The organism is Streptomyces sp. NPDC056224, assembly GCF_042267665.1.
Taxonomy (GTDB): Bacteria; Actinomycetota; Actinomycetes; order Streptomycetales; family Streptomycetaceae; genus Streptomyces.
In genome coordinates, this window is record NZ_JBHJTK010000011.1 from 145,641 (window position 1) to 168,486 (window position 22,846).

The following is a 22,846-nucleotide window of genomic DNA, read 5'->3' on the forward strand; positions in this document are numbered from 1 at the left end:
CCCGAACGGCGGACAGGCGGCGCGGACTGACGCGCCGTCTGTCCGCCTTTGTGTGTCCCCGGATGGCAGCCGTGTATCTTCCGGGCCGAGAGCCTTCGAAGGGACCAATCCGGTGAACAAGAAGCTTGCGGCCGCGTTGTCGGGCGGTGCGGTACTGATGCTCGTCCTGTCCGGCTGCGGCGGGGACGACAGCGATGGGAAGGCCAACGCCTGGGCCAAGAAGGTCTGCGACCAGTGGCAGCCCGAACTCAAGAAGATCGAGGCGGCCAACGCCGACATCAAGCGCGTGGCGACGGAGAGCAGCAAGCCCGAGGAGGTCCAGAAGACCGACTCGGCTGCGTTCGCGACCATGTCCGAGTCGTACAAGACGATGGGGACCGCCCTGCAGCAGGCGGGAAGCCCGCCGGTCAAGAACGGTGCCGCGACCCAGGACGCCGCGGCCAAGGGGTTCGAGTCGACCTCCAAGGGCTACGCCGACCTCAAGGTCAAGATGGACGCGCTGGACCCCAAGGACCAGACGAAGTTCGCCGACGGCCTCAAGGAGGTGGCCGGCGGCCTCGAGGAGGCGACGAAGGGCGGCAAGGACGCACTCGCCCAGCTCAACGCGGGCGGTCTGGACAAGGCCATCAACAGCCAGAAGGGCTGCCAGGTGGCGGCGCCGTCGCCGTCGCCCAAGTAGCGGGGCCGGGCGATGCGATGAGCTGACGCCCGGCGGTCAGGGCGGCCGGGTCCCGTGCGGGGCCGTGGCCGCCCTGTCGCACGTCCCGCCCCGTGGCCCGCCGCGGTGCTCCACCGCGTGGCCCACCCCGGTGGCCCACGCCGACGCCCGCGCGCCGCACGGATTGTCGGCCCCAACCGCCACAATGGTCGGGTGAGTACCACCAGCCTTCCCGCGCCCGACCACGCCGCCGAGATCCGAACCGCCATGCTCGCCGCCGGTTTCACCGCCGACGGTCTGCTCGACCTGCTCGGTGCCCCCGCCTATGCCGCGCTGGCCCGCAGCGAGACGGTTCCCGCCCTGCGCGCCACCCGCGGCGGTGGTGACGGCCCGCTCGCGAGCCTGGTCCGGCTGTTCCTGCTCCAGCAGCCCGTTCCGTACGCGCAGGCCGCGGCCGCCCTGCCCGCCGAGGCGGCCGTGGCCGACGGCTGGCTGCGTCGGGAGGGGGCCGCCGACGGCGAGGACACCGTGCGCGCCACCGTCGACGTGCGCCCGTACGGAGGCCCGGACGGCGAGGACTGGTTCATCGTCTCCGACCTCGGCTGCGCCGTCGGCGGGGCCGGCGGGATCGGCAGCCGCGATGAGGGCGTGGTCCTCGGGGTGGGCGGCGCCTCCACCACCCTGGCCGGGATCACCGTCCCCACCCCGGTGGGCTCCGCGCTGGACCTCGGCACCGGCTCGGGCATCCAGGCGTTGCACGCGGCCCAGCACGCCACGCGGGTCACGGCCACCGACGTCAACCCCCGGGCCCTGGAATTCACCCGTCTGACGCTGGCGCTGTCCGGCGCCCCGGAGGCCGAGCTCCTCACCGGGTCGCTCTTCGAGCCGGTCGGGGACGCCACGTACGACCTGATCGTGTCGAACCCGCCGTTCGTGATCTCGCCCGGCGCCCGGCTCACGTACCGGGACGGCGGCATGGGCGGCGACGACCTGTGCCGGACGCTGGTCCAGGAGGCGGGCGCGCACCTCAACCCCGGCGGGCACGCGCAGTTCCTCGGCAACTGGCAGCACGTGGAGGGCGAGGACTGGCACGACCGGGTCCGTTCCTGGGTGCCGCGCGGCTGCGACGCGTGGATCGTGCAGCGTGACGTGCAGGACGTGACGCAGTACGCGGAACTCTGGCTGCGCGACGCGGGCGACCACCGCGCCGACCCCGCCGAGTACGCGCGGCGGTACGAGGCCTGGCTGGACGAGTTCGAGGCCCGCAAGACCAAGTCCGTCGGCTTCGGGTGGATCACCTTGCGCCGGTCGGACGCGGCCGAACCCTCGATCGTGGTCGAGGAGTGGCCGCACTCGGTGGAGCAGCCGCTCGGCGAGACCGTCCTGGCCCACTTCGCCCGCCAGGACTACCTGCGCGAGCACGACGACGCCTCCCTGCTGGAGGGCTATTTCGTGCTGGCCGGCGAGGTGGTGCAGGAGCAGGTCGGCGCGCCCGGCGCGGAGGACCCGGAGCACGTGGTGCTCCGGCAGAACCGCGGGATGCGGCGTGCGACCAAGGTCGACACGGTCGGGGCGGGTTTCGCCGGAGTGTGTGACGGCTCACTGACGGCGGGCCGGATCCTGGACGCCATCGCGCAACTGGTGCAGGAGGATCCGGTCGTCCTGCGGGACCGCACCCCGGAGGCCATCAGGATGCTGGTGGAGCAGGGCTTCCTGGAGCCCGTGACGGGCCCCGCGCGGTAGTCGGCACCGGGATGTAACCCGGGGTTCGCCGGCCGTACCCGAGCGGCTGGAAGGCTCCTGACCCCGGGATCCGGGGGGATTCCGGGGATGGCCCACCGGGAAGGGGAGCGCGGTATGGACAACGGCCCGGCGGTCTTCGCGGGGACCGTGTTCCTGCTGTTCGGGGGCGCTCTGCTGGCCTGGACAGGGGCGCGTGCACTGCGCCGCGCGCCGGTGGCTGATGGCGTGCGCCCCGCCGTGGCCGTCCCGCTGGCCCTCCTCGCCGCCGGGACGTCGCTGGCGCTCGGGGCGTGGTGCCTCGCACGCCCCTGAGGCGGGGCCGCGACCGGCCAGGATCTCCGGCAGAAGCCGACGTGGGACGGGTTGCGGGAGCGCGGCCAGACGGCCCCCCGGCCACCCGGCCCGGTGATCGGGAAGGGTCCGGCGCGGCATCCGGGCGGCAGAAACGGCACTTGTCGGGTTACCGTTCGAGTGGCCGTTGCGGGCTTGTGCCGTTTGACACGGGGGCGGGTTGTACCGTCACACTCCGCAGCGTCGCCGTACTGCGACCGAGTGCCGACCGGAGAGAAGAGCCAAGTTGTCCCCGACTAGCGAGACCGCAAAGGGCGGCCGCCGACTCGTCATCGTCGAGTCCCCTGCCAAGGCGAAGACGATCAAGGGCTACCTCGGCCCGGGATACGTCGTCGAGGCGAGCGTCGGGCACATTCGCGACCTCCCGAACGGCGCCGCGGAGGTCCCCGACAAGTACACGGGCGAGGTCCGCCGCCTCGGCGTGGACGTCGAACACGACTTCCAGCCGATCTACGTCGTCAATGCCGACAAGAAGTCGCAGGTCAGGAAGCTCAAGGAGCTCCTGGCCGATTCCGACGAACTCTTCCTCGCCACCGATGAGGACCGCGAGGGCGAAGCCATCGCGTGGCACCTGCAGGAAGTCCTCAAGCCCAAGGTCCCCGTCCACCGGATGGTCTTCCACGAGATCACCAAGGACGCGATCCGCGATGCCGTCGCCAACCCGCGCGAGCTCAACCAGCGCATGGTCGACGCACAGGAGACCCGCCGCATCCTCGACCGCCTCTACGGCTACGAGGTCTCGCCGGTCCTGTGGAAGAAGGTCATGCCGCGGCTGTCGGCCGGGCGCGTCCAGTCGGTGGCCACCCGCCTCGTCGTCGAGCGGGAGCGCGAGCGCATCGCCTTCCGCTCCGCCGAGTACTGGGACCTGACCGGGACCTTCTCCACCGGCCGCGCCGGGGACGCCTCGGACCCGTCCACGCTGGTCGCCCGCCTGAACACGGTGGACGGCAAGCGCGTCGCGCAGGGCCGCGACTTCGGCTCGAACGGGCAGCTCAAGAGCGAGGTGCTGCACCTCGACGAGGCGAACGCCCGGGCGCTGGCCGCCGCGCTGGACGGTGCCTCGTTCGCCGTCCGCTCGGTCGAGTCCAAGCCGTACCGCCGCTCCCCGTACGCCCCGTTCCGTACGACGACGCTTCAGCAGGAGGCCTCGCGCAAGCTGGGCTTCGGTGCGAAGGCGACCATGCAGGTGGCGCAGAAGCTGTACGAGAACGGCTTCATCACCTACATGCGTACGGACTCCACCACGCTCTCCGACACCGCGGTGTCGGCGGCGCGGGCGCAGGTCACGCAGCTCTACGGGGCCGACTACCTGCCGGAGAAGCCGCGCGTCTACGCGGGCAAGGTCAAGAACGCGCAGGAGGCGCACGAGGCGATCCGCCCCTCGGGCGATCGTTTCCGCACTCCGGCCGAGACCGGCCTGTCCGGCGACCAGTTCCGCCTCTACGAGCTGATCTGGAAGCGGACCGTCGCCTCCCAGATGAAGGACGCGGTCGGCAACTCGGTGACCGTGAAGATCGGCGGCCGGGCCTCGGACGGACGCGACGCCGAATTCTCCGCCTCCGGCAAGACGATCACCTTCCACGGCTTCATGAAGGCGTACGTCGAGGGCGCGGACGACCCGAACGCCGAGCTCGACGACCGCGAGAAGCGCCTTCCGCAGGTCGCGGAGGGCGACGCGCTCGCCGCCGAGGAGATCACGGCGGACGGCCACTCGACCAAGCCGCCGGCCCGCTACACCGAGGCCTCGCTGGTCAAGGAGCTCGAAGAGCGCGAGATCGGCCGCCCGTCGACGTACGCGTCGATCATCGGCACGATCCTGGACCGCGGCTACGTCTTCAAGAAGGGCACGGCGCTCGTGCCGTCCTTCCTGTCCTTCGCCGTGGTCAACTTGCTGGAGACGCACTTCGGCCGGCTCGTCGACTACGACTTCACCGCGAGGATGGAGGACGACCTCGACCGCATCGCGCGGGGCGAGGCCCAGTCCGTGCCGTGGCTGAAGCGGTTCTACTTCGGCGCCGAGGACGCCTCGGAGGTCGTACCGGCCGACGGTGACGCGCTCGGCGGTCTGAAGGAGCTGGTCACGGACCTGGGCGCGATCGACGCCCGGGAGATCTCCTCCTTCCCCGTGGGCGAGGGCATCGTGCTGCGGGTCGGCCGTTACGGTCCGTACGTCGAGCGGGGCGAGAAGGACGCGGAGGGCCACCAGCGGGCCGACGTCCCGGACGACATGGCTCCGGACGAGCTGACGGTCGCCTACGCGGAGGAGCTGTTCGCCAAGCCGAGCGGCGAGTTCGAGCTCGGCAAGGACCCGGTGAGCGGGAACGAGATCGTCGCGAAGGACGGCCGCTACGGGCCGTACGTGACGGAGATCCTGCCCGAGGGCACGCCGAAGACGGGCAAGAACGCGGTCAAGGCGCGGACGGCCTCGCTCTTCCAGTCGATGAGCCTGGACACGGTCACGCTGGACGACGCGCTGAAGCTGATGTCGCTGCCGCGCGTGGTCGGCGTGGACGCGGAGGGCGTGGAGATCACGGCCCAGAACGGCCGCTACGGCCCGTACCTGAAGAAGGGCACGGACTCGCGGTCGCTGGAGACCGAGGACCAGCTCTTCTCGATCACGCTGGACGAGGCGCTGGCCATCTACGCGCAGCCGAAGCAGCGGGGCCGTGCGGCGGCCAAGCCGCCGCTGAAGGAGCTGGGCACCGACCCGGTCAGCGAGAAGCCGGTGGTGGTCAAGGACGGCCGCTTCGGTCCGTACGTGACGGACGGCGAGACGAACGCGACGCTGCGGCGGGACGACGACGTCGAGACGATCACGCCGGAGCGGGGCTACGAGCTGCTCGCGGAGAAGCGGGCGAAGGGCCCGGCCAAGAAGGTGGCGAAGAAGGCCCCGGCGAAGAAGGCCCCGGCCAAGAAGGCTCCGGCGAAGAAGGCGACGGCGACGAAGACCGCCGCCGCGAAGAAGACGACTGCGGCCAAGAAGACCACTGCCTCGGCCGCCGCCAAGAAGACGACGGCGAAGAAGACGGTGACGAAGAAGATCGCTGAGGCTCCGGCGGACGAGTAACCGCCCCGGCTGCGGTCTCCGGCTCCGTCCGCCCCGCTCCGCCCGCCCCGGGCCCCTGTGCGACCGCACGGGGGCCCGCGGTGTTCCCGGCGTGGCGGGCGGGGCCGGGCAGAGCCGCGGGAGGTGGGTGCGGGGTCACACCGGACCTTGTCCACAGGCCTCCGCAACCGCGAAGCACAGCGGATAGGCTGGGCGGATGACGCGAGCCGAGCAGCCAACGGTCGTGACCGCCCCGGCGAACCCCACCTACGACGAAGCCCTAGCCGCGGATTCCCGCGAGCGTGCGGTGCGCGCACTGCTGCGCACCCCCCGGTTGCGCCGGCTGTGGAGCGCCCAGCTGGTGAGCGGCATCGGTGACGCCCTCGCCCTGCTGGTGCTTGTGCTGCTGGCCCTCCAAGCGGCCGTCTCCGAGGAAACCTTCGGCGGGGGCTACCGCAGCGCGGCTCTGGCCGTCGCCGTCGTCTTCGGGGTCCGGATCCTCGCCACCCTGCTCTTCGGAGCGGTCCTGCTGGGCCCGCTGGCCGGGCTCGTCGCCCCCGGCGGCAAGCTGGACCGCCGCTGGACGATGATCGGCGCCGACGGGGTCCGGCTCGGCCTCTTCGTCGTCGCCCCCCTGTGGCTCGACTGGATTCCGGCCCACGCGCTCACCGCGCTGCTGGCCACCGTCTTCGTCGCCGGCGCCGCCGAGCGGCTGTGGACCCTGGCCAAGGACAGTGCCGCTCCCGCCCTGCTGCCGGCGCCGCCGCCCGAGGGGGCGACCGTGCGGCCGCTTCCGGACCACCTGGACGCGCTGCGGCGGCTGACCCTGCGCACGTCCTTCGCGGCGCTCCCCGTCGCGGCGGCCGCGCTGCTCGCCGCGACCCTGGTCGGCAAGGCGCTCGGCCTCGGCGTGGACTGGTTCGCCGAGAACCAGGCCGCCCTCGGCTCGTACGTGGCCTCCGGCCTCTTCGCGGCCTCGGTCTCGCTGCTGCTGCCGCTGGTACTGCCCGGGGCGAAGACCCCGCGTCCCCGTTCACCGCTGGAGGGCCTGCGCGCCCCCAAGGCCGGTGACCGGCCCGACAAGGGCCGGACCGGCGCCACCCCCCTTCTGGTCCTGGCCTGCGCCGCCGTCGCCGGAGCGGTGTCCAGCGCCGTCGCCGTGGCCGTGCTGCACGCCTTCGACCTGGGCGGCGGCCCGGCCGCGTTCGCGCTGATCGTCCTCGCGCTGGTCGGCGGCACCGCCGCCGGCATCCGCGCGGCCCAGGCCGGCAAGGTGCTGCCCGCCCTGTCGCGGCGCCGCCTGCTGGCCCTGGCCATAGCGGTGGCCGGGACCGCGCTGCTGCTGGCCGGGCTGGTCCCGGACACGGCCACCGTGCTCTTCCTGTCGCTGCTCGCCGGCACCGCCGCGGGCGTCGCGGCCAACACCGGCCACACCCTGCTGGACCAGGAGACCGAGGAGTTCCGCCGGGCGCGCGTCACCGAGCACCTTCAGGCGGTCGTGCGGGTGGCCGTGGCCCTCGGGGCGGTTCTCGCCCCGGTGCTGGCCGCGGTGATCGGCCCGCACCGGCTGACCGGCGCCGAGATCGTCCTCGCGCACGGCGGCGCCGCCTTCACCCTGATGCTGGTCGGCGCGCTGCTGCTGCCGGTCGCCGCCGTCGTCCTCGCCAAGCTCGACGACCGCAGCGGCGTACCCCTGCGGCGCGACCTGCGTGAGGCGCTGCGCGGCGGGGAGCCGGTGCAGGCCGCCTCCGGGACCGGATTCTTCATCGCCCTGGAGGGCGGCGACGGAGCGGGCAAGTCCACCCAGGTGGAGGCGCTGGCCGACTGGATACGGGCCAAGGGCCACGAGGTGGTCGTGACGCGCGAGCCGGGGGCCACCCCGGTCGGCAAGCGGCTCCGCTCGATCCTGCTCGACATCTCCTCCGCGGGGCTGTCGAACCGCGCCGAGGCACTGCTGTACGCCGCCGACCGCGCGGAGCACGTCGACACGGTGGTGCGCCCGGCCCTGGAGCGCGGCGCGGTCGTCATCTCGGACCGCTACATCGACTCCTCGGTGGCCTACCAGGGAGCAGGCCGCGACCTCTCACCGACGGAGATCGCCCGGATCTCGCGCTGGGCCACCGACGGGCTCGTGCCGAACCTGACCGTGCTGCTCGACGTATCGCCGGAGGCGGCGCGGGAGCGGTTCACGGAGGCCCCGGACCGGCTGGAGTCGGAGCCGGCGGAGTTCCACCAGCGGGTGCGGTCCGGGTTCCTGACGCTGGCCGCGGCCGACCCGGGGCGCTACCTGGTGGTCGACGCGGGCCAGGACCCGGACTCGGTGACCACCGTCGTACGGCACCGCCTGGACCGGATGCTCCCGCTCTCCGAGGCCGAGGTGGCCGCCCAGGCGGAGGCCCGGCGCCTCGCCGAGGAGGAGGCCCGGCGCAAGGCCGAGGCTGAGGCGGCGCGCAAGGCGGAGGAAGCCCGGCTGAAGGCCGAGGAAGAGGCCCGGCTGGCCCGCGAGGCCGAGGCGGCACGGATCAAGGCCGAGGCGGAAGCCGCCCGCAAGGCGGAGGAGGCCCGGCTGAAGGCCGAGGAGGAGGCCAGGGCCCGGGCCGAGGCGGAGCGGCTGCGCGCCGAGGCCGAGGAGAAGGCGCGCGCCGCGGAGGCGGAGCGGCTGCGCAGGCAGGCCGAGGAGGAGGCCCGGCTGCGGGCCGAGGCCGAGGAGCGGCGGCTGGAGAAGCAGCGGCGGGCCGAAGAGGCACTGCTGAAGGCCGAGGAGGCGCGTCGGCTGGCGGCGGCCGAGGCGGCCGAGGCCGCGGCGAGGGCGTCGGCTGCCGCGGCGGCGGCGGAAGCCGCGTCGGCGTCGGCGTCGGTGGCCCCTTCGGCGCCGGTTTCGGACGGTCCGCATCCGGACGATGCCGTGACGATCGAGACGCCGGCGCTCAGCCGGGTCGTCCGGCCGGACGACGTGACCCAGACCGTTCCGGTGCCCAAGGCCGATCTGTCGAAGCCGCCGGTCCGCCCGACCGATGAGACGGCCGTACTGCCGCCCGTACGCCCGGACGCCGGTGCCTCCGGCTCGGCCGGTCAGGCCCGGTCCGCCTCGCGGCCCACGGCCCGGCGCCCCGAGGAGAACCCGGCCGACCGTGTTCCGCCGGGCATCTTCCGGGACGGCGGCGGCGACGACCGGACGCGGGAGCTGCCGGCTCTCGGTGACGACGGCCGCCCGCGTCGCCCGCGCCCGGACTGGGCCGAGGAGACCCCGCTGGACGACCTGCCGACGCTGGCGGACGAACTGCTGGGCCGCCGGGACGACGAGTACGGCGACGGCGACGACGAGCGGGGCCCGCGCCGCCGCGGCTGACCCCGGGGGAGCGGACCGGGCCGGACCGGATTGTCAGTGGCGCGGGCCACAATGGGTGCACGGAGAGTGAAAGGTGGTGGGCGGGATGCCCGTATGGGACGACCTGGTGGGACAGGACAAGGTCCAGGCGCAGCTGGCCGCCGCCGCCCGTGATGCCGACGCCCTGGTCACCGCCGTCTCGGACGGGACGCCGCCGCCCGCAGCGAACAAGATGACCCACGCCTGGCTGTTCACCGGACCGCCCGGCTCCGGGCGGTCCACGGCTGCCCGGGCCTTCGCGGCTGCCCTGCAGTGCACCAGCCCCGACCGGGCGCTCGGCGGCCAGCCGGGCTGCGGTTTCTGCGACGGCTGCCACACCACCGTGATCGGCACCCACGCCGATGTGGAGATCGTCCGCACCGATCTGCTGTCCATCGGTGTGAAGGAGACCCGCGAGCTGGTCCGCAGGGCGCAGCTCTCCCCGGCCGTCGGCCGCTGGCAGGTCATCGTCCTGGAGGACGCCGACCGCCTCACCGAAGGCGCGGGAAATGTGCTGCTCAAGGCCGTGGAGGAGCCCGCTCCGCGGACGGTGTGGCTGCTGTGCGCTCCCTCGCTGGAGGACGTGCTGCCCACGATCCGCTCCCGCTGCCGGCACCTGACATTGCGCACCCCGCCCGTTGACGCCGTCGCCGAGGTGCTGGTCCGGCGCGACGGCATCGAGCCCGCCGCGGCGGCGGCCGCCGCCCGCGCGACCCAGGGGCACATCGGCCGGGCCCGCAGGCTCGCCACCGACGAGGCCGCCCGTGCCCGCCGGGCCTCCGTGCTCAGGCTCCCGCTCCGTGTCGACGACGTGGGCGGCTGCCTCAAGGCGGCGCAGGAACTCGTCGACGCCGCCGCCGAGGATGCGAAGCAGGTCGCGGAGGAGGTCGACACGAAGGAGACCGAGGAGCTGCGGGCCGCGCTCGGTGCCGGAGCGGGCGCGGGCAGCCGCATGCCGCGCGGCACGGCAGGCGTGATGAAGGAGCTGGAGGACCGGCAGAAGCGCCGTCGTACCCGCACCCAGCGCGACAGCCTCGACCTGGCGCTGACCGACCTCACCGGCTTCTACCGGGACGTGCTGGCCCTGCAGCTCGGCTCGTCCGTGGCCATCGCCAATGAGGAGATACGACAGGACCTCGACCGGATCGCCCGGGCCTCGGGTCCCGAGCGGACACTGCGCCGGATCGAGGCGATCATCGCCTGCCGGGACGCCCTGGACCGTAATGTGGCGCCCCTCCTCGCGGTCGAGGCGATGACGATGTCGCTTCGCGCGGGCTGACCGCCGTCCGCCCCGCCCCCGCTCTGACCAGCGGGGCGGCCCCGGACCGGCGCGCCCGGTCCACTTCCGGTTGACCGGCTCACCCGTACGGGCGGACCGGCCGGCGGCGGCGGGACACGGCCCGGCCCGTGCCCTGCCCGGCGCGGTCCACGGAAGGTGCCCCGCCGTCCGGCGCCGGACCACCTCTTGGCCCGGGCCGGCAGCACGTAGGCTCCAAGGATGGACACCAGTCGTCTGCTGCGTACCACCGGGATCGTGATCGCGGCCGCCGGGCTGCTGCTCTCCGGATGCAGTTCGGGCGGTTCGGGGGAACCCCGGGCCGTCGCATCCTCCGAGGGAGGCTCCGCTGCGCCGTCCGCCCAGCCGACCCCCGATCAGGCGGCGCTGCGCCCGTACTACGAGCAGAAGCTCACCTGGCGCGACTGCGGTGTGCCCGGGTTCCAGTGCGCCACCATGAAGGCGCCGCTCGACTACGCGAACGCCGGCTCCGGCCAGGACGTCGACATCGCGGTGGCCCGTCGGCCCGCCACGGGCCCGGGCAAGCGGCTCGGCTCCCTGGTGGTCAACCCCGGCGGCCCGGGCGGTTCCGGCATCGGGTACCTGCAGGCGTACGCGGGCATCGGCTATCCGGCGCCCGTCCGTGCCCGGTACGACATGGTCTCCTTCGACCCGCGCGGGGTGGACCGCAGCAGTCCGGTGGAGTGCCTGACCGGCCCGCAGATGGACAAGTACACGCAGGTGGACCAGACGCCGGACGACGCGGCCGAGCGGGCCCGGCTGGTGGCCGCGTTCAAGGAGTTCGCCGCCGGCTGCCAGGCGCGTTCGCAGAAGGTCCTTCCGCACGTCTCCACCGTCGACGCCGCCCGCGACATGGACCTGCTCCGCGCGGTGCTCGGCGACGAGAAGCTCGCGTACGTCGGGGCCTCGTACGGCACCTTCCTCGGGGCGACGTACGCGGACCTCTTCCCGGACCGTGTCGGCCGGCTGGTCCTGGACGGGGCGATGGACCCCAGCCGCCCGGCGTTGGACCTGAACCGGGACCAGACGGAGGGCTTCGAGACGGCGTTCACCGCCTTCGCCAAGGACTGCGCGAAGCGGCCCGGCTGCCCGCTCGGCCAGGGCGATCCCGCAGCGGTGGCGGCCCGCCTGAAGGACTTCTTCCGCAAGGTCGACGCCCAGCCGGTGCCGACCGGGGAGGATGCCCGTCCGCTGGGCGAGTCCCTCGCGACCACCGGGGTGATCGCGGCGCTGTACGACGAGAGCGCGTGGCCGCAGCTGCGCGAGGCGCTCACGGCGGCCATGAACGGCGACGGCGCGGGCCTGCTGAGTCTGGCCGACAGCTACTTCGAGCGCGAGCCGGACGGCAAGTACGCCAACCTGATGGCCGCGAACGCCGCCGTCAACTGCCTGGACCAGCCCCCGGCCTTCACCGGCCCGGAGTCGGTCGAGTCCGCCCTGCCGTCCTTCGAGAAGGCCTCCCCGGTCTTCGGTGCCGGTCTGGCATGGGCCTCGCTGAACTGCACGTACTGGCCGGTGAAGGCCACGGGCGCGGCGCGGCCGCTGACCGCGAAGGGCGCCCCGCCTATCCTGGTGGTCGGCACCACGCGCGACCCGGCGACCCCGTACAAGTGGGCCCAGGCCCTGGCGGGCCAGCTCGACTCGGGCACCCTCCTCACGTACGACGGCGACGGCCACACGGCGTACGGGCGCGGCAGTGACTGCATCGACACCTCGATCAACCAGTACCTGCTGGAGGGGAAGGTCCCGCCGGACGGCAAGAAGTGCTGACCGGCTGACCGGCTGACCGGCTGACCGGCTGACCGGCTGACCCGCCCCTGCCGCGGAGGCGGCATGGCCCCTTCCGGGGGCGAAGCGGCACGCACAGAGCCGGATGCGCCCGATACGCCACATCCGCCCGAGTGTGTGTCTCTTTCTCGTCCCCGGAGAACCTGGTTCAGGGCACCAGCCCACACCCTGTAGACTTAGCGCCGCTGCTGATGAGCACACCTCTTCGGGGGAATGCTTGTCTGACCAGCGGTGCCGCCTTAGCTCAGTTGGCCAGAGCAACGCACTCGTAATGCGTAGGTCTCGGGTTCGAATCCCGAAGGCGGCTCTGTAGAAGCCCCAGGACTCACTCGCCGTGACCTGGGGCTTTTGCTATTTCCGAGGTCAGGTGGCGCGTGCGCCGCCTGGGGCCCGAAACCCCGTGCGTGAGCGATGCGTGAGCGGAGGGGTCGTCAGCCCTTCTTAGCGGTCTTCTCGGCCTTGCCCTTCTTCTTCCCCTTGGCCTTCGACTTCGCGGCTTGCTTGGCCTTCTTGGCGGCCTTGCGGGCCTGCTCTTCCTGCTCGGCCTTGCGCTGGAGGGGGACCAGCTTGGCTGTGGCCTCGGCGGCGCTCTTGCCGACGTGGGGGAGCACGCTCTGGTAGATGTCGCGCGTGATCCGGGTGTCGCTGTGCCCGAGCGTGTCCGACACGATCTTGATGTCGATATCGGCGGCCAGCATGAGCGTGGCCGCGCCGTGCCGGAGGTCGTGCAGCCGGATCGGCGGGAGTCCGGATGCAGCGACGAGCCGCTCGAAGAGATCGGTCACCTTGCCCGGGTGCAGCCAGGAGCCGTCCTCCTGCGTGAAGACGAGCCCGGTGCTCACCCAGGCCGAGCCCCACCCGGCGCGGTCGGCCTCCTGCTGCTTGCGGTGCCGCTCCAGGACGCCGACTGTGTCGTCGTCGAGTGCGACGACACGGAAGCCGCTATCCGTCTTCGGCTCGGACGCCTCGACCTCCCAGCCGTCCTGGACGAGCTGCCCCGTCACGGTGAGGGAGTGCCGGTCGAGATTGGTCTCCGACCACGGCTGTCCGCACGCCTCACCCCGCCGCAGGCCGCGGAACGCGATCAGGTGCCACATCGCGTACAGCCGGTCGTTGGCGACGAAGTCGAGGAAGGCGCCTGTCTGTTCCGGCGTCCAGACCATCACCGGGGAGGGCTTCTCGCCGGCCTGCTCCCACTTGGCGACCCGCTCGTCCGTCCACACCAGCGCCTTCGGCTTACGCACCGGATCGATCTCGACGTGGGCCGCCGGGTTGAACGTGATGATCTGCTGCTCGATCGCATCGTTCAGGGACGCGCGGAGCGTCGCCTTCACGTGCTGGCGCGTCGCCGGACCTGTCACCCGGCGGAAGGCCGGCATCGCGTTGAGCGCAGCCTTCAGCGCCTTCCGGCGAGCACGGTTCTCGCCGCCCCTCCACGGGATCGTCGCCAACTCCTCTACGGCAGCACGTCGCTGGGCGTTCTGCTCCAAGACCTCGGCGTTGCCGTCGGCGATGGCCGTGAGCATCTCGCTCAGGTGGCTGACCCGCAGCCGGTCGAGGCGCCGGTGCCCGATGCGCGGCTTGAGGTGCACGCGGATGTCGGTCTCGTACCGGCTGATGCCCGACTTCCGGATCCGCTTGCCCGCCAGCCAGCGGTCCAGCCACTCGGCGACGGTCAGGCTGCCGGCAAGATCCTGGCCGGCCTTGAGCCGCCGCCGGGTCTCCTCCACCTCGGGCAGGGGCAGTTTCTCGCCGCTGACTTCGGCGAGCATCACGGCGACCAGCTGTATGCCTTGAATGCGACGCCATCCGCTTCGCCGACGGCGACACCACACCCGCCCTCACCCAGCTCGCCGAACGCGGCGACTTCACCTGGGGACAAGCAGCCCAGCGCGCCGAGGAACACCGCGCCCACCCGCACGAGGCCATCCTCCGCACACAGCAGGCTCTGCAACTGATCGCCGCGAACTGGGCCGCCGTCCACGACCTCGCAGCCCGACCCGAACCCCGTACGCCCAGGAGATCCTCGACGGCCTCACCCCAGAAGCACACGCACTCGCCACACACCTGACCGCCAGGGCCGCCTGACACCGCTAACACCTGCGGGGCCAACGCAGAAACGCGTTGGCCCCGAGGCTGTTGCACTGTCCTGGCCGTGATACTCCCTCATCTCGCACCGGGGTCCACGTGCACTGGCCCAGACATCGCTGCTGGCGAGTCAGCAGTGAGCCGCAACGCCTTCGACGGCGATCGTGGCCGCTCAAGTTGAGGCACCGCAGGTCAGAGAGTCGACGCGCCTCGACGTATTTGAGACAGGACAGGAATCGCACGCCTGCCCGATGTCCACCTGCGCAGTTCCCGCGGGCTCGCCGTGCCGGACCGGCAAGGCCAAGGTGGCCATCCAGTACCACACCGCCCGCTTCCGTCTCGTGCCCCAACTCGCCAAGGCACTCGGCATCCCGACCCCTGCCGTACGCAAGCCAGGCTCGGTCTGGACCGAGCGCCCCCGGCCCGCGAGCGCCGGCGCCGAGACGGTCGGACACGTCCGGCTCGGGTGCGCCCGCGCCTCGACTGCCCGGCAGCCCCTGGACGCACAGCTCGACTCCCTCGCCGAGGCCGGGGTGCCCCGGGTCTTCTCGGAGAAGATCTCCACCCGCGCCACCAGGCGCCTCCAGCTGGAGGCGGCTGTCAGACTCGCCGGGGAGATCCGTTCCTCTGGCGTGCGCGTCACCCTCGTCGTCCACGAACACAAACGGCTCGGCCGCGGCATCGAACTCGCCATGCTCGCCGAGGAACTGAAGGCGAGCGACGTCGGCCTGGAAATTCCTCGCCGGGGAGCTGAAGGGCTCGCACAACCCCTCCGGCATTGTGTTCACCGTGCTGGCTGCCATGTCCGGCATGGAGCGCGAGTACATCCGCGACCGCACCCTCGAAGGCCACGAGTCCGCCCGCAAACACGGCAAGACCATCGGCGGCGCCGGCGTCACCGACCCCGCCATGCTCTCCATGGCCCTCCACCTGCGCGACGAGAAGGAGATGAGCCTGCGCGACATCGCCAAGCGGCTCGTCATCACCACGGGCACGAAGAAGGGACAGCACCCCTCACCCGCCACCGTCATGCGGATGTTGCGCGAACACGACGAACAGGCGGCAGCACTGACGAGCGCCTGACCGCTGCGACCCCTGTCGCTACTTTGCACCGTGGGTCAGAGATAGGAGACCGAGGTCAATACCGAAGCGGGGATCACCTCACGCACCCTCGCGTCCTGGCTCACCAGTATTCGCGTCGGCGGTATCGGTCTCAACGGTGTTCACGTGCTGGTCGTGGGCGAGGCCGCGATGTGCGACGACCGCGACATCGCTGAACTGCTCACCCACACCGCCCAGACCGGCACGAAGGACGGCGGCATCGGTAACCGAAACAACGGCACTCGCCCGGCATCGGCGGCAGCTTCGCCGCCATCCACCACATTGTTGGGGCCCTCACCCTCAACGAGAACTTCCGGCAGAAGGACATGGTCGAGCGCCGGGCACTGGAGCTGTGGCGCGACAACAACCGCGTACAGGCCTGTGCACCTTCGCCGGAAGTGGCATCGTGCATGCCCTCGCGGACAAGGACGCCGCCCTCACCGCAAGGCTCACCGTCTGGGCCGACAAGCGCGCCGCGCACAGCGACGACCACACTGCCGTGCAGCAGCTACTCATGCTGGCCGCTACCAACGAAATCGTGGAGGAAGTGAACCTCGGCGCCCGTGCCCTCCGGAAGGCGAGTGGCGATGACCAGTCCGGAACACACCTACGCCCTGCCAGGCGGCGGCGAACTGACGTTGTCCGTTGGGGACCAGGTCCTCCTTCGGACCAACGACTACCGGGGCAAGCGGGCCCGAGGTAAGCACGAGGACGTACTGAACGGCTACTGCGGCATCGTTCGCGCCGTGGACGAGGAGCGCCGGGTCATGGTCGAGTGGAGGGAGAAGAGCGCCGACGCCACCGCGACGTCACCGAGTGTGTGGATTCCGACTACACGCGCAGGGCGGGCTCAGCCTTGGGTACGCCATCACCGGCCACAAGTCCCAAGGCCCTGAGTGCCCAAGAGGCCCTGGTCTACGGCCTTGGCGCACAGGCGAACGCTCCCTATACGAGTGCGATACATCCGCACCGCACGGTTACGCAACTCCTGCGGGTACTTCCTCGGTGCGACCACGGCCACAGTTCCGGTCATGAGTCCCATCTGACCCGCAGTGACCCCCGCATCCTGCGGGACACTCAACCCGCCTGCTCCGTGTCAGCGAAGAAGTAGGGACTCCCAAACGATTGCCGCGCCTGCGAGCGGATCCTGGCAGCACGGTCGACTGCACCATCCCGAGCCGCCGCGAATGCCTCGGCAATTAGGACCATAGACGTCTCGGAAGCGCCTTCGAACGTCACCTCGTTGGTGCCCAGCCGGAACACAGGGCCTGAGAAGCCCGGCATGTCAGTCTGGACGTTGACCCGGATGCCGGCCTCGGCCAGGGCTCCAGAGAGCTTGTTGGTTGTGGCGTGGTCCCCGACATCAACCCAGATCTGGTGGTTATCGGTAAACCCGTTTGTGCAGCGGGCAACGTCAAAGCCCTGCTTCGCCAACTCCGCACCGAACCGCTTGGCATTGACAACGACCTGTCGTGCGTAAGCTGGGCCGAAATGCTGGAACTCGCGTGCGGCCAGACCCAGAGCCAGGGTCGCGGCGAAGTGGTGACTGCTTAGCAAGGTGTACTGCGCGTCCTTGATAAGCCGACTCACATGCGGCAGTCGAGTGAACAGGACGCCCTTGTGCGGCCCGGGAAAGGTCTTGTGCGTTGAGCCACCGAAGGAGGTTGCGCCGAGCTCAAGTGGGTTGGGCACCTGGCCGCCGAGAACGAGCCCGAGGGTGTGACTGGCGTCGACGTGCAGCAAGGTGTGCGGGCTGTGCTCAGCGAGACAGGCGGCAACTGCGGCGACGTCCAGCAGATGCAGGCTGTTCTGCAGGTCGAGGTAAAGCAGGGATACGTTCTGCGAAGTGAGGATCTTCCGCAGGCCATCGACGTCCACGGCGCCTGCCTCAACAGAGACCGTGGCAGGAACAAAGCCAAAACGCTCGATCACATCGACGGTGGCATAGTGGCCTCCGCTCGCGGGGTCAATGCAGACGACCGTGCTGCCCGTGTCGCCGCCCATGCCCGAGATCGCGATGATCATCGCGCTGAGCCCGGAAACCGGGCGGAGGTTGACGAACTGCGCATCGGACAGCGCGCTCAAGCTGCTATGCGCCACATCTGTTTCGATGTCTGCGATGCTTTCCCCGCCCCTGAATTGCCAAAAATCCGGGTCGTGGTCTTCATTAAAGAAGTAGCGATTGTAAAAATCGAGCTGCAGGGGCAACTGCGCCAAAGGAGAAAGACGGTTCTCGCTTGGGACCAGACTCAGTGCATCCCGGCTACGGTTATGGCCATCGCGAAGTCGCCGTGCGAATTCATAGAGTTGACGCCCATGCTGTTCTTGTGAAACTCCGCTGGGTATAGCGCTTTCTTGCACCGGCACCTTACCCCGCATATGAGAGTGAACTAAGACTGATGGGAAGACAGGCATTTTTGCGCCTGCTCAACCTGGACTGCATTGCATAAGCATCCAGGGGATGAACGGGTCGTTCAGCTCGTGCCGATTACCTGAGTGGGCACTGAGTGACCGAACCGTCTCAAGGACTGAAACGGTATCCAAAGGCCAGTCGAGCGTCAAGATCCAACACCGACGCAGCCCCTTGTGCGGGAGGTGACATAAGCGGACATTCTGCGGCGATCTGTCCGCATATTATCCTGTGATGATGCAGGGTCGACTGGTGTTTGGCTTGGGGGCCGTCGCCCTCCCGTCGCACCCCAGCGCTCTACTCATCAGACCATTGCAAGACAGATCTACTACCGGCAACGACGCCAACGAGCTCTCGAAGCTCCCCTGCAGTACCGGCCTGACAGTGACCGAGCTATCACTCCATCAGAGCCGCACCATTCTTCTTTGCTGGGCGCCAGAAGTAGTTGTACGGTCTCAGGGCCAAGCAAGTCAGATATGAGGCGCGGGGGTGATGGTCGGCTCTGGGGCCACCGACTCTCATGCTGACGGGCTCCGATGCCAACATCCCTCTTGTCATGCCGATGAAACGTGCCGATCGATACTCGTGTCACCTCAAGCGAGCGGTGATAGTCGAGGCGACGGAAAGGCGTTCAACAATGGCGAGAGATCAACGGGGAAGTACTGTTCATGCCTGCCAAAATAGAATCCGACGTCGAAGTGATCATAACCTGGCGCGGAAACGCTCACGACTTTAATGGGGTAAATCCAGAAGGAGGGCGTAGCAATCTAAAAGCCGGCGATCGACTGGAATTCACCATATCGAGTCGCACCGGACTATTTCAACCCAAAGCCGTGCCGGGCATTGGCGCTTTTGAGGTTTCCAGCAATCACCTCCTCCTTTCGAATTTCACCACGTGCTCCACTTTTGCGGTCGAGAACCTAGAAGGGGGGGCGGAGCTAATCAAGGTGCGCCCTCGCCGATTGGATATGGTAATCCCTTTTGAAATGTCTCGAATTCTAATTCCGTCCGGTTCGGGCATAGTCGAACTCACTGTGTTCAGTCCGCCGCCAGTCGTTCTCGGACCTGAGCGGGCCGCTAGAGTGGCCGAATCGGATATGTTCAAATTGGATACGGCGAGCAAATACTTTGCTGTTCTCGTTGCGCTCTGTGAGCCGCGATTGCACGGTTCATCTATGGCGGCAGTGCCCTCAGTTCAAGAGGTTGTTGAGAGGTTGAGGAGTACCGAACAGTTCAAAGGTGCAAACCGCAGCAGTATCAATTACCACATCGAATACCTGACCGATCAGAAGCTACCGGTCAGCCATTGGGCCAAGTACGTGGACGGGGGCCGTATGCATGCCAAGCGTGAGGCCCTTGTTGCATTCGCCCTCAGGTTCGACCTGGTCCGCGAGGAACATCTTGCCGTGCTTCCTGACCTCTATAGCCGAAAGCGCAACGCTGAAGTGGCGCCGCCCACCCTGCGGCCGCTTCCTCGACGAATTTCTCGCGCAGCGTTCCTGGTATAGAGAAACAGCATGCGGGTTTGATTTCCGTGGAGCGGCTGTTCGCGCGGAACCCTGCGATGTCAGCGGGCGTGCGGAACCGGGCTGTCGAGTGAGTGAGCCCACAGCCGTTACGAGCGGCGCCTCGCGGATGTCCCTGTGGGCGGTCGCCAGGTCCGGATCGACCTGACCCATCCTGCCCGAAGACGGCCTTTGCCGAGCAGGTGCCGGCGCAGACCGTCCGCTACCCGCGGCGCACGCCGCTGCTGCAGGTGGTCGAGGGGGCCGGGATCCTGCTGGTTGGCCGCGGCGGGGCTCCGATGCTGCGGGTCATCCACATCGCGCTCTCCCGCTGCACTGCGCTTTCCCAGCTGATGCGGGTCTCGCTGCTGCTGGTCACTACCAGGTGCTGGGGTTGTACAACTTCGCGCTCTATGGCGACACCATACGGCACCCACCTCGAAGACGCGACCACCGGTCTCCCACTACCCTCTTGGAAGGCCGCGACGCCGAACGTCTCGGCCGATGGCCACGCGAGCATCCCGGCGTCGAGGTCGCCTGCCGCGACGGCTCTCTTACCTACCGGCAGGGAATTTCTCTCCTCGGCAGTTGCGGAGCCGGAGCCCGCCGAGGTGACACCCGAACCTGCGGCAGCAAAGACTCGCGCCGACCGGCATTCCCAGCGGCTGTTCGAGGTCGTGCACGCCCTCACCGACGCGGGCCGTTCCTTCAGCAGCATGTCCCGCGAACTCGCCCTGGACCGCAGGACAGTACTCAGCGAGCAGATCCAGAAGGAGCTTGTAGCCGGCGGCGTCATCGGTGATATGCCCCTTGGCCACCAACTGGCCGCTGTCGTCGACCAGGGCGACGTCATGTGTCTTCTCCGCCCAGTCGATGCCGTAGTAGATCAAGATCATTCCCTTCCCCGTGCTCGGGTGTTCGTACTGGTCACGAGCTCATGCGGAACCACGCAGCGACCTAATCCAAGGACTCGACACGGGGCCGGTCCGCCACCTCAGTAGCTGTCTAGAGATCTTTAATGGTGGGGGTTCTGGGCCTGCTGACGGTTGATGTTGTGTGCGCTATGCCGGAGGTATGCGGTACCCCGATGGTGGTGGGCTGACGGCCGAGGAACGGGCCAGGAGAGAACAAGTGCGGCTGGCTGCTGCGGAGTTGATCGAGAGGGGGGATCAGCGACGCGGAGGTGGCCCGTCGGTTCGCGTGACGCGGATGTCGGTCAACCGCTGGCGCAGGGCCCTGGCCCCGGGCGGGCGGCAGGCCCCGGCGTCGAAAGGAGCCGGCGGTGCCCGCTGCAGGCTCACCGCGGATCAACTACGCCGGCTGGAGGCGAGCTGGATGCCGGTCCGGCCGCGCACGGCTGGGATGAGGACCAGTGCTGGACGCTGGCGCGGATCGCCGAGGTGATCCACCGCCGGTTCGCGGTCGACTGCACGCTAGCCGGGGTGGATCTGCTGCTGCGCCGGATCGGATGGAGCGTGCAGGTTCCCTCCCGCAGAGCTGCCGAGCGCGACGAGGCGAAGATCGCTCTGTGGCAGGACGAGAGGTGGCCCGTCATAAAAAGACCCCGGCGGACCTCGGCGCCTGGCTCTGCTTCGAGGACGAGGCAGGCCAGGGGCCGAGGCCGCGCACCGGCCGCACCTGGGGGCGCCGGGGCCAGACGCCGATCGTGAAAGTGACCGCCGTGGGCACCAAACGCGTGTCACTCACCGCACTGTTCTGCACCCGACCCGGCCACCGGCCCCGGCTGAGCTACCGCACCCTCCTCGACGAGTGGGCCTACCTACGGCCCTACACCTCGAACGACGAACGGACCGAAGACCTGGCAGACTTCCTCCACACCTACAACCACCACCGCAGTCACACCGCACTCAACGGACACCCGCCCATCAATCGCGTGAACAGCGCTCCGGGTCAATACACCAGGCGGCGGTGCCAGGCCAGCGGTGTTGCCGGGGTGACCAGCCGCATGTCGCGGAGCGATGGGGGCTGTCTGGGGACAACCCCCTGGCGGCAGCGACTCCGATGGCACGATTGTCAGCTGCCCGTCGAAAGCATGAAGCTCTCAGCTGCCTGAACCAGCGATTCGATGACCGTGTCCGGAAAATAGTTCTCGTTGTAATAAACAACGATCTGTGGGGCCGTTCCATCCAGTTCCCACCGGAATTGAAGGGTCTGCGGTCAAGTCATATGGCCCGGCATATAAAATCGGCACAATTTCCGCCTTGGTTCTGACAAGAAGTGATTCCCCAAAGGGCAGAATCTGCTGGTTACCGGGTTCAACGGGCAAGGCAACGCCAGGTTCCACGGAAGGGATCAGGAGACGCCCGGGCTGTGCACGGATGTCGATGGATCTCTCGTCTGAACAGACGGCCGATCTCTGAAAGTTGGCGGCATCACGTGGTGTATCCGCCGATGTGGCGCTTCGTGCGCGGATCGTGCTGTGGTCCGCCGAGGGCCGGCGGCGCAAGGACATCGCCGTTACGAGCTCTTACTGAGTATTTCGCCCTGTTTGGTTGTGAGGTATAAGCATTCGCTGGCCCCGACCTCTTGAGGTCCAAGGAGCTGGCGAGACGAACGGACTGTACCGGGACAAGAGAGGGCTGTTTCGTTCCCGCCTCCTCCAACATGCCGACCTCCCGACGTCTTTGACGGCTAATCACGCCCTCTGCCACGCGGTACATCGGAAACATGGAGCCGCGCGACGGGTGTCCCAGCGGCCTGTCGGACGAACGCTGGGCACTGATCGAACCGGTCCTCTCCGCCTGGCGGTCCCGGCGCCGCCGGGACCACCAGGACATCGGCCGCCCGCCCGAGCACGACCTGCGCCAGGTCAGGAACGCGAGCCTGTCCGTCGCCCGCACCGGAATTGCCTGGCGCTACCTGCCCCACAACTTCGCCTCTGGGCAACGGTGTACGGCTACTTCACCAAGTGGCAGCATGACGGCGTCTTCGAGGAGCTCACCGGGCTGCTGCGGTGCCTGGTTCGGGAGGCCGAGGGGCGGAACGCCGAGCCGTCCGGTTGCGGGCTGGACTCCCAGACCATCAAGCCCTCCACCAACGTACCCCTGAGGGACCAAGGCACGGACGCGGGCACGCGAATCATCGGGCGCAAGCGCCATCTGGGCTGCGACACCCTCGACCTGCTCCTGACCGTGCTGGTCACCACCGCCGGCGTGTCCGACGCTGCGGTCGGCAGCACCCTGCTGTCCCACATCGCCGGTGCCCATCCGCACGTCCTCAAGGCATGAGTGGGCGCCGCCATCAACCACGGCGCCCGCCTGGGCATCGACGTCCATCCCGCCCAACGCCCGTCCGACAGCGGCGGGTTGGCGCGCCACCTCACCGGCGAAGTTACCCCCAACTGGCGCGGAACCTGACCCGGGAGCAGACACGAATCACCGAACCAGACACTCAGTTAGGCGGCCCTGTCTGATGTCAGTACGCGTGCCGCCAGTGGATCGCTAGCATGCAGCTCCGCACGGCTGTCCCGGC

General features: G+C 69.5%; 13 protein-coding genes, 1 tRNA gene and 5 pseudogenes. 15 read left to right on the forward strand and 4 right to left on the reverse strand.

Features of this window, described 5'->3' with window-relative positions; genetic code table 11:
* The first annotated feature begins 112 nt into the window (after positions 1-112).
* From ACFCZ1_RS16875 to ACFCZ1_RS16910, 8 genes are all read left to right on the forward strand, one after another.
* A complete protein-coding gene (locus tag ACFCZ1_RS16875; RefSeq protein ID WP_376679032.1) occupies positions 113-679 on the forward strand; it encodes a small secreted protein in 567 nt (188 codons plus the stop codon).
* A 192-nt stretch (positions 680-871) separates the two neighbouring features.
* Positions 872-2,401 (forward strand): methyltransferase, encoded by a 1,530-nt coding sequence (locus ACFCZ1_RS16880; RefSeq protein ID WP_376679033.1) that lies wholly within the window; start codon positions 872-874, stop codon positions 2,399-2,401.
* A 114-nt stretch (positions 2,402-2,515) separates the two neighbouring features.
* Complete coding sequence (locus tag ACFCZ1_RS16885) at positions 2,516-2,713, forward strand: hypothetical protein (RefSeq protein WP_376679034.1); 198 nt, start codon at positions 2,516-2,518, stop codon at positions 2,711-2,713.
* 265 nt (positions 2,714-2,978) lie between these two features.
* Positions 2,979-5,819 (forward strand): type I DNA topoisomerase, encoded by a 2,841-nt coding sequence (gene topA, locus ACFCZ1_RS16890; protein ID WP_376679035.1) that lies wholly within the window; start codon positions 2,979-2,981, stop codon positions 5,817-5,819.
* Positions 5,820-6,015: 196 nt separating this feature from the next.
* On the forward strand, positions 6,016-9,147 hold the full coding sequence (tmk, locus tag ACFCZ1_RS16895; RefSeq protein ID WP_376679036.1) for a dTMP kinase: 3,132 nt from the start codon (positions 6,016-6,018) through the stop codon (positions 9,145-9,147).
* A gap of 85 nt (positions 9,148-9,232) precedes the next feature.
* Positions 9,233-10,444, forward strand: a complete 1,212-nt coding sequence (locus tag ACFCZ1_RS16900) for a DNA polymerase III subunit delta' (protein ID WP_376679037.1) — start codon at positions 9,233-9,235, stop codon at positions 10,442-10,444.
* A 219-nt stretch (positions 10,445-10,663) separates the two neighbouring features.
* Positions 10,664-12,232 (forward strand): alpha/beta hydrolase, encoded by a 1,569-nt coding sequence (locus ACFCZ1_RS16905; protein WP_376679038.1) that lies wholly within the window; start codon positions 10,664-10,666, stop codon positions 12,230-12,232.
* Positions 12,233-12,483: 251 nt separating this feature from the next.
* Positions 12,484-12,557 (forward strand) — tRNA-Thr (locus tag ACFCZ1_RS16910).
* Between the two features lie 124 nt (positions 12,558-12,681).
* Here ACFCZ1_RS16910 and ACFCZ1_RS16915 read toward each other — a convergent pair.
* Positions 12,682-14,046 (reverse strand): annotated as a pseudogene (locus ACFCZ1_RS16915) (tyrosine-type recombinase/integrase); the annotation flags it as partial.
* A complete protein-coding gene (locus tag ACFCZ1_RS16920) occupies positions 14,022-14,204 on the reverse strand; it encodes a hypothetical protein (RefSeq protein ID WP_376679066.1) in 183 nt (60 codons plus the stop codon). The pseudogene ACFCZ1_RS16915 and the gene ACFCZ1_RS16920, both read right to left, overlap by 25 nt.
* 385 nt (positions 14,205-14,589) lie before the next feature.
* Here ACFCZ1_RS16920 and ACFCZ1_RS16925 point away from each other — a divergent pair.
* From ACFCZ1_RS16925 to ACFCZ1_RS16935, 3 genes and pseudogenes are all read left to right on the forward strand, one after another.
* Positions 14,590-15,015 (forward strand): annotated as a pseudogene (locus tag ACFCZ1_RS16925) (recombinase family protein); the annotation flags it as partial.
* A 112-nt stretch (positions 15,016-15,127) separates the two neighbouring features.
* On the forward strand, positions 15,128-15,421 hold the full coding sequence (locus ACFCZ1_RS16930; RefSeq protein ID WP_376679067.1) for a hypothetical protein: 294 nt from the start codon (positions 15,128-15,130) through the stop codon (positions 15,419-15,421).
* Between the two features lie 108 nt (positions 15,422-15,529).
* A complete protein-coding gene (locus ACFCZ1_RS16935; protein ID WP_376679065.1) occupies positions 15,530-16,030 on the forward strand; it encodes a hypothetical protein in 501 nt (166 codons plus the stop codon).
* A gap of 486 nt (positions 16,031-16,516) precedes the next feature.
* Here ACFCZ1_RS16935 and ACFCZ1_RS16940 read toward each other — a convergent pair whose 3' ends face one another.
* Positions 16,517-17,854: a hypothetical protein gene (locus ACFCZ1_RS16940; RefSeq protein ID WP_376679039.1), complete on the reverse strand. Its 1,338-nt coding sequence runs from the start codon at positions 17,852-17,854 to the stop codon at positions 16,517-16,519.
* A gap of 663 nt (positions 17,855-18,517) precedes the next feature.
* Here ACFCZ1_RS16940 and ACFCZ1_RS16945 point away from each other — a divergent pair.
* A complete protein-coding gene (locus ACFCZ1_RS16945; RefSeq protein WP_376679040.1) occupies positions 18,518-19,357 on the forward strand; it encodes a hypothetical protein in 840 nt (279 codons plus the stop codon).
* A gap of 746 nt (positions 19,358-20,103) precedes the next feature.
* Here the strand turns inward: ACFCZ1_RS16945 and ACFCZ1_RS16950 are convergent.
* Positions 20,104-20,250: pseudogene (locus ACFCZ1_RS16950) on the reverse strand (transposase); the annotation flags it as partial.
* Positions 20,251-20,403: 153 nt separating this feature from the next.
* Between ACFCZ1_RS16950 and ACFCZ1_RS16955 the strand changes: the two are divergent.
* From ACFCZ1_RS16955 to ACFCZ1_RS16965, 3 genes and pseudogenes are all read left to right on the forward strand, one after another.
* The gene (locus ACFCZ1_RS16955; RefSeq protein WP_376679041.1) at positions 20,404-21,024 is read left to right on the forward strand and encodes a winged helix-turn-helix domain-containing protein; all 621 of its coding nucleotides are present in this window, start codon (positions 20,404-20,406) and stop codon (positions 21,022-21,024) included.
* A gap of 80 nt (positions 21,025-21,104) precedes the next feature.
* Positions 21,105-21,272, forward strand: a pseudogene (locus ACFCZ1_RS16960) (integrase core domain-containing protein); the annotation flags it as partial.
* A gap of 770 nt (positions 21,273-22,042) precedes the next feature.
* A pseudogene (locus ACFCZ1_RS16965) lies at positions 22,043-22,731 on the forward strand (transposase).
* Positions 22,732-22,846 lie beyond the last annotated feature (115 nt).